We start from the raw sequence: 17312 nt of genomic DNA on the forward strand, positions 1-17312 counted from the left end.
CCGCGAGCAGGGGCCCGCGTACGCCGACGCGTCCGCCGGGCCGTCTGCGCGAGGGCCGCTCCCCGGATGCGGCCGCTCGCGCGGTCATCGTTCGCGCGGTTCCGGCTCGTCGCACACCCGCAGCAGCCACACCGCCCGCGCCGGCACCGTCACCGTCTCGCCGCCCCGGTGCAGCGTGCCCGGCACGGTCGCCTGATCCTCCAGCGAGGTGTCCACGACCAGCTCGTACGCCTCCGCCCACGGCGGACCCGGCAGCCGGAACGGCACCGGTCTGCTCCCCGCGTGCAGCACCGTCAGAAAGCTGTCGTCCGTGACCTGTGCCCCCCGCGCGTCCCGGCCCGGGATGTCCCGGCCCGAGAGATAGAGCGCGACCGTCGACGCCGGCGCGTACCAGTCCTGCTCCGTCATCTCCGCACCCCGAGGGGTGAACCACGCCAGGTCCCGCAGCCCGTCGGCCGTCTGCGGGCGCCCGGAGAAGAACGCCCTGCGCCGCAGGACCGGATGCGCGCTGCGCAGTGCCAGCAGCCGGGACGTCAGCGCCAGCAGCCCGCTCGGCCCCGGCCGGTCGAGCAGCGACCAGTCGAGCCAGCCGACCTCGTTGTCCTGGCAGTACGCGTTGTTGTTGCCGCCCTGCGTGCGGCCCATCTCGTCGCCCGCGACGAGCATCGGCACGCCGGTGGACAGCAGCAGCGTCGTGAGGAGATTGCGGATCTGCCGGCGCCGCAGCGCGTTGATCCGCGGGTCGTCCGTCTCGCCCTCGACGCCGCAGTTCCAGGCCCGGTTGTCGTTCGTGCCGTCCCTGTTGCCCTCGCCGTTCGCCTCGTTGTGCTTGCGCTCGTACGAGACCAGGTCGCGCAGGGTGAAGCCGTCATGGGCGGTGATGAAGTTGACCGACGCGTACGGCCGCCGCCCGCCCCACGCGTACAGGTCGCTGGAGCCCGAGAGCCGGTAGCCGAGGTCCCGTACGTCGGGCAGCGCGCCGCGCCAGAAGTCCCTCACGGCATCCCGGTAGCGGTCGTTCCACTCCGTCCACAGCGGCGGGAACGCACCGACCTGGTAGCCCCCGTTGCCCACGTCCCACGGCTCGGCGATCAGCTTCACGCGGCGCAGCACCGGGTCCTGGGCGATCACCGCGAGGAAGGGCGAGAGCATGTCGACGTCGTGCATCGACCGGGCGAGCGCCGCCGCGAGGTCGAAGCGGAAGCCGTCGACGCCCATCTCGGTGACCCAGTAGCGCAGCGAGTCGGTGATCAGCCGCAGGACATGGGGCTGGACGACGTGCAGCGTGTTCCCGCAGCCGGTGTAGTCCGCGTACCGGCGGGCGTCGGACTGGAGGCGGTAGTAGCCGCGGTTGTCGATGCCCCGCAGCGACAGCGTCGGGCCCAGCTCGCCCGCCTCCGCCGTGTGGTTGTAGACGACGTCGAGGATGACCTCGATGCCCGCCGCGTGCAGCGCCCGCACCATCCGTTTGAACTCGCCGACCTGCTGGCCGGCCGTCCCCGACGCACTGTAGGCCGCGTGCGGTGCGAAGTAGCCGATCGAGTTGTAGCCCCAGTAGTTCTTCAGCCTGCGCCGCAGCAGATGGTCCTCGTGGGCGAACTGATGGACCGGCAGCAGCTCGACCGCCGTGACCCCGAGGCGCACGAGATGGCCGATCGCGGCCGGGTGCGCGAGGCCCGCGTACGTACCCCGCAGCTCCTCGGGGACGTCCGGGTGCAGCTTCGTGAAGCCGCGCACGTGCAGCTCGTAGATGACCGAGTCGGCCCACGGAGTCTTGGGCCGCCGGTCGTCGGCCCACTCGTCGTCGGGGGCGTCGTCGTGGACGACGACGCCCTTCGGGACGAACGGTGCCGAGTCGCGGTCGTCGCGCACGGTGTCGGCGACATGCTGCTGCGGCCAGTCGCGCACATGCCCGTACACCTCGGGGGGCAGCGTGAAGTCGCCGTCGACGGCCCGGGCGTACGGGTCGAGGAGCAGCTTCGCGGGGTTCCAGCGGGCGCCGGTCCAGGGGTCCCAGCGGCCGTGCACCCGGAAGCCGTACCGCCGGCCGGGCCGTACGCCCGGTACGAAGCCGTGCCAGATCTCGTGCGTCAGTTCGGTCAGCGGCGCCCGGGTCTCGAGGCCCGCCTCGTCGAACAGGCACAGCTCGACCGCTTCCGCCCCGCCCGCCCACAGCGCGAAGTTGGTGCCCGCGACCCCGTCGGGCCCCACCCGGAAGCGGGCACCCAGCGGTGTCGGCGCCCCCGGCCAGACCTCGGGGCCCTGCCCCTGGACGCCGGCCTCCCTGCGCCGTCCGTTCAGCGCGGGGCGCCGCCCCACTTCAGGGGACGACAACCCCCCTTCCCGCACTGCCTCCTGCTCGGCTGCGCTCGACACGTGTCGGCCTCCCGCGGCTCGTCGGGCCCCGCGGGCTGCGGCGCGCGGCGTCCCGGCCGCGGCGCCCCGCGCGTGGTCCTCCCACCTGTTCTGCCCGCGCTGTGCTACTCCCAACATGACCCGCGCTCACGTACCCCTGCGAGGGGGATGGTCGTTGGGCGGGACGAGCTGTGTCTCTGCGACCCCACGAGGTGGACTCTGTGAGCAACGCGGTGAAGCGGACGAGGGCCACGCTGGCCGCCGCCCTCGTCTGGACTGGAATCCTGGCCGGGCTGACCGGCTGCACCGGCGGTGAGCTGGATCTCGGCAGTAAGCCGCGATCGGCCGAAGACGTCATCAGGATCACCCCCGAGAACGGGGCGAGACGTGTGACGGCCGACGGGAAGCTGGAGGTGAAGCTGCCCAGTGGGCGGCTGGAACGCGTCAGGGTCACCCGGATCGAGGACGCCCAGCCGGCCGAGATTCCCGGCAGGATCGCGGTGGACGGGCTGAGCTGGCGGCCCGATCCCGGCACCCGCCTCGCGCTGGCGGCGAAGTACCGGATCGACGCGGTCGCTCTCGACGCCCACGGCCGCCGCTCGGCCCGGCACACCACCTTCACGACCCTGGTTCCCGAGCACCACTTCATCGGCTACTTCAATCCGGAGAACCGGTCCACCGTCGGCACCGGCATGATCGTCTCGTTCGTCTTCAACCGGCGGATCGAAAACCGGGCGGCCGTCCAGCGCGCCATCGGCATCAAGGCCGACCCGCCGGTGGAGGTCGTCGGCCACTGGTTCGACGGGCAGCGGCTCGACTTCCGCCCGCGCGACTACTGGAAGCCGGGCACCAAGGTCTCCGTCGATCTGCGGCTGCGCGACGTGGAGGGCGCGCCGGGCGTGTTCGGCCTCCAGAGCAAGACCACCACCTTCACCGTGGGCCGTTCGCAGATCTCCACGGTCGACGCACGCAACCACACGATGGAGGTGCGCCGCGACGGCAAGCTGCTGGCGACCCTGCCGATCACGGCCGGGGCGAGGAAAACGACCACGTACAACGGGAAGATGGTGGTCAGCGAGATGTTCGACGTGACTCGGATGAACGGGGCCACGGTCGGCTTCCGGAACAAGAAGGGCAAGAGCGAGTACGACATCAAGGACGTGCCGCACGCGATCCGGCTCACCACCTCGGGTACCTTCCTGCACGGGAACTACTGGGCGGACCCTTCCGTCTTCGGTACGAAGAACGTCAGCCACGGCTGTGTCGGCCTCCGCGACGCGCAGGGCGGCAGCCAGGACGCTCCGGCCGGGTGGTTCTTCGACCGGACTCTGATCGGGGACGTGGTGGAAGTCGTCAATTCCCCTGACCGGACGGTCGATCCCTGGAACGGTCTGAGCGGCTGGAACATGGACTGGGCGGAGTGGAAAGCCGGTTCGGTGCTGAGCTGACCCCGCTGACCTGCATGGACCGCACCCGTCCTGGACATGTTGGGACTGAACGGTGACATCCGTGGGGAGTTGCCACGGCTCGCGGTGTGATTATCTATCGCCAGGCGCGCAGGGAGCGTGCGTGGGGGTAGTGGCCCGGCCGTGCGCCGGGCTCCACGGGCCGTGGCGGGGCCAGGCCGTGCGAGGGGAGAAAACCAATCGTGAACGGGCAGCCGATATCGGGGGCATCGGTCGGGATGCGCGGCGCACGCGGGCGCGGCGGCACCGGTGTGCTGGCCCTGCTGCTGGGGGCGTTGCTGCTGCTGGTGACGGCATGCGGGGGCGGGGACACCGAAAAGGGCACGGACGACAAGGGCCGGAAGGACAGCGGCAAGGTCGGCACCACCGCGTCGCAGGCGGTCGTGACCGTCGCCCCCAAGGACGGTGCGTCCTCGGTGGCCACCAGCGGCGCCCTCAAGGTGACGGCCGACAAGGGGAAGCTGACCGCGGTCACCGTCCAGGACGACAAGGGCAACAAGGTCGAGGGCAAGGTGGCCGCGGACGGGGCCGCCTGGGAGCCGCTGGCGCACCTCGCCGCGGCCACCAAGTACAAGGTGCACGCGGTCGCCAAGGACGCGGAGGGCCGTGAGTCCGCGAAGGACACCACCTTCACCACCCTCGTCCCGAAGAACACCTTCGTCGGCCACTACACGCCCGAGGCCGGCTCCACCGTCGGCGTCGGCATGCCGGTCTCCATCAACTTCACCCGTGGCATCACCGACCCCGAGGCCGTCGAGAACGCCATCGAGGTGACCGCCGAGCCGTCGGTCCCGGTCGAGGGCCACTGGTTCGGCAACGACCGGCTCGACTTCCGCCCGGAGAAGTACTGGGCGGCGGGCACGAAGGTGACCGTCAAGCTCAACCTGGACGGCGTCGAGGGCCGGCCCGGGGTGTACGGCAAGCAGGCCAAGTCGTTCTCCTTCACCATCGGCCGCAGCCAGGTCTCCACCGTGGACGCCAAGGCCCACACCATGAAGGTCGTGCGGGACGGCAAGCTCATCAAGACCATCCCGATCACCGCGGGCGCCCCGTCGACGACGACGTACAACGGCCAGATGGTCATCAGCGAGAAGTACCGGGTGACCCGGATGAACGGCGCCACCGTGGGCTTCGGCGGCGAGTACGACATCAAGGACGTGCCGCACGCGATGCGCCTGTCCACCTCCGGCACCTTCATCCACGGCAACTACTGGGCCTCGTCCGGAACCTTCGGCTCGGCGAACGTCAGCCACGGCTGTGTGGGGCTGCGGGACGTGCGCGGCGGCTGGGACAAGAACGCCCCGGCGGCCTGGATGTACAGCAACTCGATCATCGGCGACGTGGTGGTCGTGAAGAACTCCAAGGACAAGCAGATCGCCCCGGACAACGGCCTGAACGGCTGGAACATGTCCTGGGCGGAGTGGTCCAAGTAGGACGTACACCCTTGGGAGGGCCCGGTGCTGTGACGGACGGCACCGGGCCCTCCCACGTGCTGCGCCTTCTCGGGGGACGTCCCCGGGCCCCCTCCTACTAACCTGCTTGCCATGACCGTTTCTCTGGAAGTCTCCGAAGGCGTCGGCACGATCCGCCTCGACCGCCCCCCGATGAACGCCCTCGACATCGCCACGCAGGACCGGCTGCGCGAGCTCGCCGCCGAGGCGACGGACCGCGACGACGTGCGGGCCGTGATCCTGTACGGCGGCGAGAAGGTGTTCGCGGCCGGCGCGGACATCAAGGAGATGCAGGTGATGGACCACGCCGCGATGGTCAAGCGGTCCCGGGCCCTGCAGGACTCGTTCACCGCCGTCGCCCGTATCCCCAAGCCCGTGGTCGCTGCCGTCACCGGCTACGCCCTGGGTGGCGGCTGCGAGCTGGCGCTCTGCGCCGACTACAGGATCGCCGCCGACAACGCCAAGCTGGGCCAGCCGGAGATCTTGCTCGGGCTGATCCCGGGCGCGGGCGGCACCCAGCGGCTCGCCCGGCTGGTCGGCCCGTCCAAGGCCAAGGACCTCATCTTCACGGGCCGCCATGTGAAGGCCGACGAGGCGCTCGCGATCGGCCTGGTCGACCGGGTCGTGCCAGCCGCCGAGGTGTACGAGCAGGCGCACGCCTGGGCGGCGAAGCTGGCGCAGGGGCCGGCGCTCGCGCTGCGTGCGGCGAAGGAGTCCGTCGACGCGGGCCTGGAGACGGACATCGACACGGGTCTGGCGATCGAACGGAACTGGTTTGCGGGGCTGTTCGCGACCGAGGACCGTGAGCGCGGGATGCGCAGCTTCGTCGAGGAGGGTCCGGGGAAGGCGAAGTTCCTCTGAAGTCACCCTGATGCGGGCCCTGTTGGACACTTCAGGCCTTCGCGTCAACCCGATGGGTGGCTTAAGCGCACCTTAAGAGAACCTTAAGGCGATCCTGCCCGCTGCGCTTGGCGATCATTTGTAAGCGGTGCGTCACCGCAGGTCAGCTGGGCTGCGGAGGGTTCTGTTCTGCCGCTGGCATATGCCAAACCGGTACCCCGGAATCACCGATTCCGGGGTACCGATTCCTCCGGAACGGTCACGCGAGGTGCTCTGGGCGGCCATGATGGGGGGCATGGCGGGGCTGGAGGGTACGGAGCAACCGCGGCAGCGCGGAAGTGTGACCGCTGCGCGGTGGATGCCGGCCGTCGAGGACGAACAGGCGCTCAAGGCACTCGAGTTGTTCGGGAATCCGACGGACGAGGAGGTCCGGCTGCCGTCCCGTCCCGAGTCGGCGGCCACCGCCCGCAGGCTGACGCAGTGTGTGGTGCTGCGCCAGTGGGCGCTCTCCCCGCAGGTCGCCGAACACGCGATCCTGCTCGTCTCCGAGCTCGTCGGCAACGCGGTGCGGCACACCGGCGCACGGGTCTTCGGGCTGCGGCTGCTGCGCCGGCGCGGCTGGATCCGCGTCGAGGTGCGCGACCCCTCGCGCGGGCTGCCGTGTCTGATGCCGGTGCACGAGCTGGACACCAGCGGTCGTGGCCTCTTCCTGGTCGACAAGCTCTCCGACCGCTGGGGCGTCGATCTGCTGCCGCGCGGCAAGACGACGTGGTTCGAGATGCGCGTCTCCGACCGCTGAGTCAGACCCGGGCGGCGCGCGAGCTCATCGGCCCGGCCGTCCTGCCCCCAGCGCCGCGACGGTGCGCCAGTGGTCGAATTCCCTTGCGGGATCGGCGCTGCGTGCCCAGGGATCGGCCCCGCACCAGCGTCCGATCAGCCGGAACTGCTCCAGTGCCTCCGTATGGCGACCGCCCTTGACCAGCGCCGCCGCCAGCAGATGCCGCACGCCGGGAAGCCCGCGGTCGTCGGCCGAAACCAGCGCCAGCCGCTGCCGCACCTCGGTGACCTTGGTCCGCACCTTGCGGCCCTGGTACACCGCGTTGCCCCGCTGTCGCGCCGCCTCGTCCAGAGCGTGCAGATACATGGCGGGCAGCAGGCTGCCGGGCGGAGCCGACTCCATCGCCCGCTCGGCGAACGCGAACATGTCGGGCTGCGAGCCGTGCCACTTCTCGCACCAGTACTGCAGAGCCTGCCAGTGCGCGTCGTAGTGATGGGGAGCCCGCGCCACCAGCTCGTCCCACAGTTCCCTGAACTGCTTGTGCGGCAGGTTCAGTCCCCGCGCGGCGGTGACCATCGTGACCCAGGGGGACGGGTCGCGGGGCGCCATCCGGGCCGCCTCCTGCGCCGCGTGCATCGCGGTCGGCAGCAGCTCCGCGAACAGCGCCATCTGCTGGTCGGAGGTCTTGTTCGCATATGCGGTGCCGCGCGCCTCCCAGGCCCGGCCCAGCAGTGCCGCCGCGTGCACGGCGACGGCGGACGCGTCGTCCGGCCGGTTCGCGCGCCACGCCCGCAGCCACTGCTCGTCCTCGGCGGCCACCTCGGCCAGCAGCTGCAGCCGGTCCCAGCGCAGCTCCCAGTCCTCCCCGGCATCGGTGAGGTACGCCGCGGCAGGCTCCCACGCGCCCTGCCAGGCCGCCTCGACGACCCGGCTGACCTCGTCGTCGTGCTCCCGCGGCGGCCCGGCCCGCCGCGCGTCCAGCTCCTCGCGGGGTACGAGCCCATAGGCGGCGGCGTCGATACCGGACCTGGCCCTGCGCTGGAGCAGTGTTTTGCGGGTGACGTCGTAGACCGCCCAGATGAGGATGGGCAAGCCGACGATGGCGAGGATGTCTCTGATCACAAAGAGTGATCATCGCTGGTCCTGGTCACGGAAGACGCACGGACCGGCCACGTTTGTGTCGAGGTGGTGGATGCGCGAGGCGCCGGCACGAAAGCCCCCTGTTGCCGTCGTGCGGCGCCTAGGGGGCTTCATGCGTGCGGCCGTGGACTTGGGGGTGTGATCCACGACCGCTGAGACGACCTGGCCCGGGTCAATGGGGGTCGTGGCACCGACTATGGCAGACGGGTGGCCTTACTGCCAAAAGTCCCTACTGGAGCAATTCGTTACATATCGGTGCAACGGGAAGGTGAATCCAAGGTGAAATGAGCCACCGACCTAGTAAACGACGAATAAGTATGAGTTGACTCGGGAGATTCCTCGAATCCCGGGTCGCGACCCGTGGTGGCCCCGAAGTGGGCAAATCGTTATCTTTCGGCCTGGTCGCACTTACCGTGATCGCGTGAATCGGATCGGTCGCCGCGACGCCCTGCGCGCCGCTGCACACGCAGGCACGGCCCTTGCCGGAGTGCTCGCCGCCGGATGCACGGAGACCGGCCGTCCGCCCGCCCCGCACCCACCCGCCGCCCCCGAGGAAGCCGCGTCACCGTCGCCCTCCGCGCACCGGTCGTCCTCCGTGCCCGGCCCCCGCCGCATCCCGGGCCAGCCTGCCGAGATCACCCACGGCCCGCGCGACCGCCCCGCCGTCGCCCTCACCTTCCACGGCGGGGGCGATCCCGGCACCGCCCGGGCGCTGCTCTCCGAGGCCGAGCGGGCGGACGCCCGGATCACCGTGCTCGCCGTCGGCACCTGGCTCGACGAGCACCCGGACCTCGCCCGGCGTGTCCTCGACGGTGGCCACGAGCTCGGCAACCACACGCTGCGACACCTCGACATCTCGTCGATGGCCGAGTCCGACGCGTATGCCGAGATCACCGGCTGCGCGGAGCGGCTGCGGCGGCTGACCGGCTCGATCGGCAGCTGGTTCCGCCCCTCCCGGACGCGGTACGCCACCCCGCTCGTCCAGCGCCTCGCCGCCCGGGCCGGCTATCCCCACACGCTCTCGTACGACATCGATTCGCTCGACCACACCGCACCCGGCGCGCCCGCGATCACGGGCACCGTCACCGACGCGGCCCGGCGCGGTTCGGTGGTGAGCCTGCACTTCGGCTACCCGGACACGGTCGCCGCGCTGCCCGCCCTTCTCGACGAACTGGACCGCCGCGGCCTGCGTGCGGTGACGACCACGGAGCTGCTGACCTGATGCCGCACCCCACCAAGCGATCCACGGCGCTTCTCGCCGCCGCCGCACTCGCCGTGCTCGCCGCGGCCTGCACCGGCCCCGCGGAGCGGCGCGAGACGGAGCTCGCCCCGCCGGTCCCGTCGACGACGTCCGCCGTGCCGGCCGGGCTGGCCGGCATGCCGCCGCTCGTCGACCCCAGCGACGTCTACGCCGCCAACCGTCCCGGCAGGCTGTCGCCAGTGGTCGCGGACTTCCCGTCGCGGGTGTACGTCCCCAACACCCTCTCCAACACGGTCTCGGTCATCGATCCCGAGACGTACAAGGTCGTCGACACCATCCCGGTGGGCGTCCAGCCGCAGCACGTCGTCCCGTCCTGGGACCTCAAGACCCTGTGGGTGAACAACAACCGCGGCCACAGCCTCACCCCGATCGACCCTGCCACCGGCCGGGCCGGCGAGCCGGTCGACGTGCACGACCCGTACAACCTCTACTTCACGCCCAACGGCCGGTACGCCGTCGTCATGGCATCGCTCGACCGCGAACTGGTCTTCCGCGATCCGCACACCATGGCCATCGCCAAGACCGAGCCGGTGTCCTGCTACGGCGTCAACCACGCCGACTTCTCCGCCGACGGCCGGTACTTCATCGTCTCCTGCGAGTTCTCCGGCGAACTGCTCAAGGTGGACACCGAGCGGATGGAGGTGGTCGCCCAGCAGAAGCTGCCGTTCCACGGCGCGATGCCGCAGGACGTGAAGATCTCGCCGGACGGAAAGACCTTCTACATCGCCGACATGACGGCCCACGGCGTGTGGGTGCTCGACGGCGAGCGGTTCACCACCCCGGCCCTGCTGCCCACCGGCAAGGGCGCCCACGGCCTCTACATCAGCCGTGACTCCGAGGAGATGTACATCACCAACCGCGGCGAAGGCACCATCTCCATCTTCGACTTCGCCGAGGACGACCTCACCAAGAAGTGGCGGCTCCCCGACGGCGGCTCCCCGGACATGGGCGGCGTCTCCGCCGACGGCAAGGTGCTGTGGCTGTCCGGGCGTTACCACTCCGAGGTGTACGCCATCGACACCACGACCGGCGAGCAGCTGGCCCGGATCCCGGTCGGCGGCGGCCCTCACGGCCTCGCGGTCTATCCGCAGCCCGGGCGGTACTCGCTCGGCCATACGGGTGTGTTCCGCTGACCCGGACGTTCCGCCGGCCCGGAGGGACGGGACCGCGTCCGCGTCACCCGGCCATCAGGAGTGCCTCGGAGCCGACCGGGCGGAACCCCGCCTGCTGGAAGGTCCGCACACTGCGGGCGTTCCCCGGCGACTGCTGCGCCCACACGTGTCCGCCGCCCGGGACCAGATGGCGCGCGGCCAGCGCGAGTTCGACCCCGAGTCCGGCGCCGCGCGCCGCCAGCTCCACCTCGACCGCGGCCTCCCAGCGGCCGGCGACCCCGCGGCCCAGGACCAGCACGCCGCCGTCCGCGGCCCAGACGCGTACGTCGTCACGGAACTTGAGGGCGCGCGCCACGCGGGGATGCGCCTGGTCCCGGATCTCACGCAGCGGGAGCTCAGGACGGCCCGCGCGGGCCGGGGCGACCGTCAGCAGGTCGATCGTGTTCATGGATCGGCCGGTCCTGGCCATCAGCGCGCTCAGGAACGCGGGGTTCATGCTCGCCGCGAGCGGGTCGCCGGCCGTGGCGGTCAGGGCGGCGCGGATCCACCCGGGATCCTCGTCGGTGAACACCACGGAGTGCGCGGTGAAGGCCAGCACGCCGGCGTCCCGGGGATTCGGCTGCGGGATCACCGTGGTCGTACCGTCCGGCGGCGGGAACTCGCCGCGCGCCGCCGCCTCCAGGATCCGTGCCAGCGCCTCGTTCATGCCTCCATGGTCTCCCAACGCCCCCAGGACATGCCGCCCGGCCCGCGCCGATAACCTGACTCCCGTCAGTAATGCACGAAGAAGGGGTGGGTCCAGTGGCGGACATCGAGTCGGCGCGCAAGGCCTTCGAGCGGTACGACCTGAACGGCGACGGAATGATCTCGGCCGCCGAGTACAAGAGCGTCATGGCGCAGCTGGGCGACTTCCACGTGACCGAGCCCGTCGCCGAGGCCGTCATCAAGGCGAAGGACGGCAACGGCGACGGCCTGCTGACCTTCGACGAGTTCTGGGCGTCCCTGAACAAGGGCTGACGCCACCCGCGGACATGGCACGGCCCCCGGCGATCACGCCGGGGGCCGTGCCATGTCCAGGACCGGGGACCGGCCTCAGCACTCGATGATGTTGACCGCGAGACCGCCTCGAGCCGTTTCCTTGTACTTCACGGACATGTCCGCGCCGGTCTCCTTCATGGTCTTGATGACCTTGTCCAGGGAGACCTTGTGGCTGCCGTCGCCGCGCATGGCCATCCGCGCCGCCGTGACGGCCTTCACCGCCGCCATGCCGTTGCGCTCGATGCACGGGATCTGGACCAGGCCGCCGACCGGGTCGCAGGTCAGGCCCAGGTTGTGCTCCATGCCGATCTCCGCGGCGTTCTCCACCTGCTCCGGGGAGCCGCCCAGCACCTCGGCGAGCGCACCCGCGGCCATGGAGCAGGCCGAGCCGACCTCGCCCTGGCAGCCGACCTCGGCGCCGGAGATCGAGGCGTTCTCCTTGAAGAGCATGCCGACCGCACCGGCCGCGAGCAGGAAGCGGACCACCCCGTCCTCGTCCGCGCCGGGCACGAAGTTCATGTAGTAGTGCAGGACGGCCGGGATGATGCCCGCGGCGCCGTTCGTCGGGGCGGTGACGACGCGGCCGCCCGCCGCGTTCTCCTCGTTCACCGCCATCGCGTAAAGGGTGATCCACTCCATCGCGAGGGCCTGCGGGTCGCCCTCGGAGCGCAGCTTGCGCGCGGTGGTGGCGGCGCGGCGGCGGACCTTGAGGCCGCCGGGCAGGATGCCCTCGCGGGACATGCCGCGCGAGACGCAGGCCTGCATGACCCGCCAGATCTCCAGCAGCCCCTCGCGGATCTCCTCCTCGGTCCGCCAGGCCTTCTCGTTCTCCAGCATCAGCGCGGAGATCGACAGACCGGTCTCGCGGGAGAGCCGCAGCAGCTCGTCACCGGTGCGGAAGGGGTACTTCAGCACGGTGTCGTCGAGCTTGATCCGGTCCTCGCCCACCGCGTCCTCGTCGACGACGAAGCCGCCGCCGACCGAGTAGTACGTCTTCTCCAGCAGCGACTGGCCCTCGGCGTCGTAAGCCCAGAGGGTCATGCCGTTCGCGTGGTAGGGCAGCGCCTTGCGGCGGTGCAGGACCAGGTCCTCGTCGAAGTCGAAGTCGATCTCGTGCACACCGAGGATGCTGATCCGCTTGCTGCTCTTGATCCGCTCGACCTGGCCGTCGGCGGTCTCGACGTCGACCGTGCGGGGGGACTCCCCCTCCAGGCCCAGGAGGACCGCCTTCGGGGTGCCGTGGCCGTGGCCGGTCGCACCCAGGGAGCCGTACAGCTCGGCCCGGATCGCGGTGGTGTGGGCCAGCAGGCCCTCGTTCTTCAGACGGCGGGCGAACAGGGCGGCCGCCCGCATCGGGCCGACCGTGTGGGAGCTGGACGGGCCTATGCCGATCGAGAACAGGTCGAAGACCGAGATGGCCACGGGGGTACTCCTAGGGGTGGTAGACGCCGTTGTCCGCCAGGGTGGTGCAGAAGAACGAACGGGCGGTACGTGGTGCGGGGCACCGCATTCACCCGGTAAGTGTGTGCGGTGCCCCGTTTGTTTTCCTTCGGGCTGGTGCGGCAGCCGTCAGAGGCTGTTACAGACCAGGGTAAAGCGGGTGCTTCGCGGCGAGCGCCGAGACGCGTGCCTTGAGGGCCTCACCGTCGGCCGCCCCGAAGGGAGAGGGCGCCTTGAGCACCTCGGCGATGATGTCGGCGACCTCACGGAAGTCCTCGGCCCGGAAACCACGGGTCGCGAGCGCCGGCGTGCCGATCCGCAGGCCCGAGGTGACCATCGGCGGGCGAGGGTCGTTCGGGATCGCGTTGCGGTTGACCGTGATGCCGACCTCGTGCAGCCGGTCCTCGGCCTGCTGGCCGTCCAGCTCCGAGTGTCGCAGGTCGACGAGGACCAGGTGGACGTCCGTGCCGCCGGACAGGACCGAGACGCCCACCTGCTGCACGTCGTCCTGGACCAGGCGCTCGGCGATGATCTTCGCGCCCTCCAGGGTGCGCTGCTGGCGCTCCTTGAACTCCTCGGAGGCCGCGACCTTGAAGGAGACCGCCTTGGCCGCGATCACGTGCTCCAGCGGGCCGCCCTGCTGACCGGGGAAGACCGCGGAGTTGATCTTCTTCGCGAGCTCGGCCGTGCAGAGGATCACACCGCCGCGCGGGCCGCCCAGCGTCTTGTGGGTGGTCGTGGTCACGACATGGGCGTGCGGCACCGGGTTCGGGTGCAGACCCGCCGCGACCAGGCCCGCGAAGTGGGCCATGTCGACCATCAGGTACGCGCCGACCTCGTCCGCGATCCGGCGGAAGGCGGCGAAGTCCAGCTGGCGCGGGTACGCGGACCAGCCGGCGACGATCAGCTTCGGCTTGGACTCCTTGGCGAGCCGCTCGACCTCGGCCATGTCGACCTGGCCGGTGGCGTCGTCGACGTGGTACGCGACCACGTTGTAGAGCTTGCCGGAGAAGTTGATCTTCATGCCGTGGGTCAGATGCCCGCCGTGCGCGAGGTTCAGACCCATGATCGTGTCGCCGGGCTTCAGCAGCGCGAACATCGCGGCGGCGTTGGCCTGGGCGCCCGAGTGCGGCTGCACATTGGCGTGCTCGGCGCCGAAGAGCTCCTTGATGCGGTCGATGGCGATCTGCTCGACGACATCGACGTGCTCGCAGCCGCCGTAGTAGCGGCGGCCCGGGTAGCCCTCGGCGTACTTGTTGGTGAGGACGGAGCCCTGGGCCTCCATGACCGCGACCGGAGCGAAGTTCTCCGAGGCGATCATTTCCAGAGTGGACTGCTGGCGGTGGAGCTCGGCGTCGACGGCGGCGGCGACGTCCGGGTCGAGCTCGTGGAGAGGGGTGTTGAGAAGCGACATCACGCGATCCCTAAGGGTGTCTGGTCAGCTGGCGAACTCGGTGTACTCGTCCGCGGAGAGCAGTTCCTGCGGCTCCTCCGCCACGCGCACCTTGAACAGCCAGCCGCCCTCGAACGGGGCGGAGTTCACCAGCGACGGGTCGTCCACCACGTCCTGGTTGGCCTCGACGACCTCGCCGGTCACCGGGGAGTACAGGTCGCTGACGGACTTGGTCGACTCCAGCTCGCCGCAGGACTCGCCCGCGGTCACCGTGTCACCGACCTCCGGAAGCTGGACGTACACGACATCGCCGAGTGCGTTCGCCGCGTGCTCCGTGATGCCGACCGTCGACACGCCGTCCTCGGCGGCCGACAGCCACTCGTGCTCCTTGCTGTAGCGCAGCTGCTGGGGGTTGCTCATGGCCTGAATTCTCCTGTACGCGGGGGAGTGCTGCTGATGGGGGCTGCTGGAGTGAACTACGAGGGCTACTTCTGGCGCTTGTAGAAGGGCAGCGCCACGACCTCGTACGGCTCATGGGTACCGCGGATGTCGACGCCCACGCCTTCGGCGCCCGGCGTGGCGTGCGCCGCGTCGACATAGGCCATGGCGATCGGCTTGCCCAGGGTCGGGGAGGGTGCGCCCGAGGTGATCTCGCCGATGACCTCGCCGCCCGCGACGACGGGCATCCCGGCGCGCGGCACCCGGCGGCCCTCGGCGATCAGGCCGACCAGCTTGCGCGGCGGGTTCGTGGCGGCGCGCTCGGCGGCGGCCTCCAGGGCCGTACGGCCGACGAAGTCACCCTCCTTCTCGAACTTCACGACCCGGCCGAGGCCCGCGTCGAAGGGGGTGAGCTCCGTGGTCAGCTCGTGCCCGTACAGCGGCATGCCCGCCTCCAGGCGCAGCGTGTCGCGGCAGGACAGGCCGCAGGGCACGAGCCCGGCGGACGCACCGGCCTCGGTCAGCGCCTGCCACAGCTTCTCCGCGTGCTGCGGCTCGACGAAGAGCTCGAAGCCGTCCTCACCCGTGTAGCCGGTGCGGGCGATCAGCGCGGGGACGCCGGCGACGGTGCCGGGCAGGCCGGCGTAGTACTTCAGTCCGTCCAGGTCGGCGTCGGTGAGCGACTTGAGGATGCCGGGTGACTCGGGTCCCTGTACGGCGATGAGCGCATAGGCGTCACGGTCGTCGCGTACGACGGCGTCGAAGCCCTGGGCACGCTCGGTGAGGGCGTCGAGGACGATCTGCGCGTTCGAGGCGTTGGCGACGACGAGGTACTCGGGGGACGCCGCCTCGCCGAGGCGGTAGACGATCAGGTCGTCCAGGATCCCGCCGTCCTCGCGGCAGATCATCGTGTAGCGGGCGCGGCCGACCGAGACCCCGCCGATGTTGCCGACGAGCGCGTGGTCCAGAAGAGCGGCGGCCTGCGGTCCCGTGACGGTGATCTCACCCATGTGCGAGAGGTCGAAGAGACCGGCCTTGGTGCGGACGGCGGTGTGCTCGTCACGCTCACTGCCGTACCGCAGCGGCATGTCCCAGCCGGCGAAATCGGTCATGGTCGCGCCCAGTGAGCGGTGCAGCGCATCGAGGGCGGTCAGACGGGGGGTGGTGCTCATGGATAGGGCTCCCAGGGCATGACTGGCGAGGACGATCCTCCCCATCTGTCATCGAAACCTGAGAGGTTCATCACGACCACGTATGCGGGTGATCGCGACTTGCACCTTGGGTGGAGTCACAGGACCTGCGACTCGCTTTTCAGATCTGCCTCATCGCGCGCGGTACGGGGCCTGAGAGATTCAAGGGAGGTACTTGCTCCTTCGGCGCCCGGCGCACAAAGTGGCCAGGACTCTCCCGCGCGGATTCAAGCGGCCGGTATGCAGTTTGCGCGGACATCATTGCACGGGCGCTCCGATCGGCAAATCACTTGTTGGTCATTACCTTTTCTTTAAGCTTCCTGGGCAGGGTCCCGATGACCCGACAAGGGGGAGAGCGATGACGTTGCAGCGGTCAGGTGCCTATATGACGACAACATCAGGTGTGCGCGTGCAGACCGGCGTGCCCGCCCGCGGGCTGCTGGGGATGCCCGCGCCCGTGGTGCGTGACCTGCGGGAGCGTGGGGGGCGCGGCCCGCGGAGCCTGATGTTCGCCCCCGGCGACGTGGTCGTGATCTCCGGGCTGCCCGGGAGCGGCAAGTCCACGCTGATCCGGGGCGCCGCCGAGGGTGGCGGGATCGACTCCCAGGACACCCGGGACCGCTGGGACGAGCGAATGCCGCGGCTCGTGCCGTACGCGGTGTACCGCCCGCTGGTCCGCGTCGCCCACTACGTCGGGCTGTGGCGCGCGCTGCGTTCCGGCGCGGGTGTGGTCGTCCACGACTGCGGCACCCAGTCCTGGGTGCGTCGCTGGCTGGCCCACGAGGCACGGCGGCGCGGGCGGGCGCTGCATCTGCTGCTCCTCGACGTCAGCCCTGCGGTCGCCCGTGCGGGTCAGCGGGACCGGGGCCGTGGCGTGTCGCCGTACGCATTCAGCCGGCACCGGTATGCCGTGTCCCGGCTCGTCCGCGACGCGGAGCGCGGCCACCTCCCCGCGGGCTGCGCCTCCGCCACCCTCCTCGACCGCGACGCGGCGACGACGCTGACCCGCATCGGCTTCACACCGACGCCCTGAGGCGCCGCCGCCTGCGACGGGCCTTCCCCTGCCCGCGGCGGGCAGAACCGGGCCCCCGGGCGGCGCCCGGCACCGTCCGCCGGGCCGGGGTGTCCGTCCCCAAGTGCGGGACGGGCTCCGCACATGCCGGTAGCTCACGTGCCGGGCGGGCTCGGGGTGTGTCCGGTGCTGCCGGTGGGCGGGGGCGTCGTCCTCAAGCGTCGGACAGGCTCCGTACGCCGGTATCCCAAGCGACGGGCGGGCTCGGAGTGAGCCGGTACCGCCCGGCGGGCCCGGGCGTCCGTCCTCAAGCGTCGGACAGGCTCCGTACGCCGGTATCCCAAGCGACGGGCGGGCTCGGAGTGAGCCGGTACCGCCCGGCGGGCCCGGGCGTCCGC

The 17312-nt window shown here is 70.7% G+C and carries 15 protein-coding genes and 1 riboswitch; of the genes, 8 read left to right on the forward strand and 7 right to left on the reverse strand.

Annotation, left to right across the window (positions count from 1 at the left end):
- Window positions 1-84 precede the first annotated feature (84 nt).
- Window positions 85-2376 (reverse strand): glycogen debranching protein GlgX, encoded by a 2292-nt coding sequence (gene glgX / locus ABT078_RS03270; RefSeq protein ID WP_351223262.1) that lies wholly within the window; start codon window positions 2374-2376, stop codon window positions 85-87.
- Between the two features lie 200 nt (window positions 2377-2576).
- Here glgX and ABT078_RS03275 point away from each other — a divergent pair, with 200 nt between their 5' ends.
- The 4 genes from ABT078_RS03275 to ABT078_RS03290 all read left to right on the forward strand — a co-directional run bounded on the left by ABT078_RS03275 (window position 2577) and on the right by ABT078_RS03290 (window position 6911).
- A complete protein-coding gene (locus tag ABT078_RS03275) occupies window positions 2577-3803 on the forward strand; it encodes a L,D-transpeptidase (protein ID WP_351223264.1) in 1227 nt (408 codons plus the stop codon).
- 200 nt (window positions 3804-4003) lie between these two features.
- On the forward strand, window positions 4004-5254 hold the full coding sequence (locus ABT078_RS03280) for a L,D-transpeptidase (RefSeq protein ID WP_351223266.1): 1251 nt from the start codon (window positions 4004-4006) through the stop codon (window positions 5252-5254).
- 111 nt (window positions 5255-5365) lie between these two features.
- Entirely contained in the window at window positions 5366-6133 is a 768-nt protein-coding gene (locus ABT078_RS03285) for an enoyl-CoA hydratase/isomerase family protein (protein WP_242329964.1), read from the forward strand.
- A 262-nt stretch (window positions 6134-6395) separates the two neighbouring features.
- Complete coding sequence (locus ABT078_RS03290) at window positions 6396-6911, forward strand: ATP-binding protein (RefSeq protein ID WP_351223269.1); 516 nt, start codon at window positions 6396-6398, stop codon at window positions 6909-6911.
- A gap of 24 nt (window positions 6912-6935) precedes the next feature.
- On the opposite strand, the gene ABT078_RS03295 is transcribed toward ABT078_RS03290, so the two are convergent.
- Window positions 6936-8012 (reverse strand): hypothetical protein, encoded by a 1077-nt coding sequence (locus ABT078_RS03295; RefSeq protein ID WP_351223271.1) that lies wholly within the window; start codon window positions 8010-8012, stop codon window positions 6936-6938.
- Window positions 8013-8451: 439 nt separating this feature from the next.
- Here ABT078_RS03295 and ABT078_RS03300 point away from each other — a divergent pair, with 439 nt between their 5' ends.
- Entirely contained in the window at window positions 8452-9252 is an 801-nt protein-coding gene (locus tag ABT078_RS03300) for a polysaccharide deacetylase family protein (protein WP_502981149.1), read from the forward strand.
- Entirely contained in the window at window positions 9252-10424 is a 1173-nt protein-coding gene (locus ABT078_RS03305) for a YncE family protein (RefSeq protein ID WP_351223273.1), read from the forward strand. Before ABT078_RS03300 ends, ABT078_RS03305 begins: the two co-directional genes overlap by 1 nt.
- 43 nt (window positions 10425-10467) lie before the next feature.
- On the opposite strand, the gene ABT078_RS03310 is transcribed toward ABT078_RS03305, so the two are convergent.
- Window positions 10468-11109: a GNAT family N-acetyltransferase gene (locus tag ABT078_RS03310; RefSeq protein WP_351223274.1), complete on the reverse strand. Its 642-nt coding sequence runs from the start codon at window positions 11107-11109 to the stop codon at window positions 10468-10470.
- Between the two features lie 95 nt (window positions 11110-11204).
- On the opposite strand from ABT078_RS03310, the gene ABT078_RS03315 reads away from it, so the two are divergent.
- The gene (locus ABT078_RS03315; protein ID WP_351223276.1) at window positions 11205-11420 is read left to right on the forward strand and encodes an EF-hand domain-containing protein; all 216 of its coding nucleotides are present in this window, start codon (window positions 11205-11207) and stop codon (window positions 11418-11420) included.
- Window positions 11421-11495: 75 nt separating this feature from the next.
- Here ABT078_RS03315 and ABT078_RS03320 read toward each other — a convergent pair whose 3' ends face one another.
- From ABT078_RS03320 to gcvT, 4 genes are all read right to left on the reverse strand, one after another.
- Window positions 11496-12863, reverse strand: coding sequence for an L-serine ammonia-lyase (locus tag ABT078_RS03320; protein WP_351223278.1), 1368 nt, complete (start codon window positions 12861-12863; stop codon window positions 11496-11498).
- A 157-nt stretch (window positions 12864-13020) separates the two neighbouring features.
- Window positions 13021-14295: a serine hydroxymethyltransferase gene (gene glyA / locus ABT078_RS03325; RefSeq protein WP_351223280.1), complete on the reverse strand. Its 1275-nt coding sequence runs from the start codon at window positions 14293-14295 to the stop codon at window positions 13021-13023.
- 24 nt (window positions 14296-14319) lie between these two features.
- Window positions 14320-14694 (reverse strand): glycine cleavage system protein GcvH, encoded by a 375-nt coding sequence (gcvH, locus tag ABT078_RS03330; protein WP_351223282.1) that lies wholly within the window; start codon window positions 14692-14694, stop codon window positions 14320-14322.
- Window positions 14695-14759: 65 nt separating this feature from the next.
- Window positions 14760-15884 carry a glycine cleavage system aminomethyltransferase GcvT gene (gene gcvT, locus ABT078_RS03335; RefSeq protein WP_351223284.1) on the reverse strand — a complete coding sequence of 375 codons (1125 nt, stop codon included), beginning with the start codon at window positions 15882-15884 and terminating at the stop codon, window positions 14760-14762.
- Window positions 15885-16034: 150 nt separating this feature from the next.
- A riboswitch (glycine riboswitch) is annotated at window positions 16035-16132 on the reverse strand.
- Between the two features lie 128 nt (window positions 16133-16260).
- Between gcvT and ABT078_RS03340 the strand changes: the two genes are divergently transcribed.
- The gene (locus ABT078_RS03340; RefSeq protein ID WP_351223286.1) at window positions 16261-16935 is read left to right on the forward strand and encodes an AAA family ATPase; all 675 of its coding nucleotides are present in this window, start codon (window positions 16261-16263) and stop codon (window positions 16933-16935) included.
- The last annotated feature ends 377 nt before the right edge of the window (window positions 16936-17312 follow it).

It is taken from the genome of Streptomyces sp. NPDC002133, from assembly GCF_040296405.1.
Classification (GTDB): Bacteria; Actinomycetota; Actinomycetes; order Streptomycetales; family Streptomycetaceae; genus Streptomyces.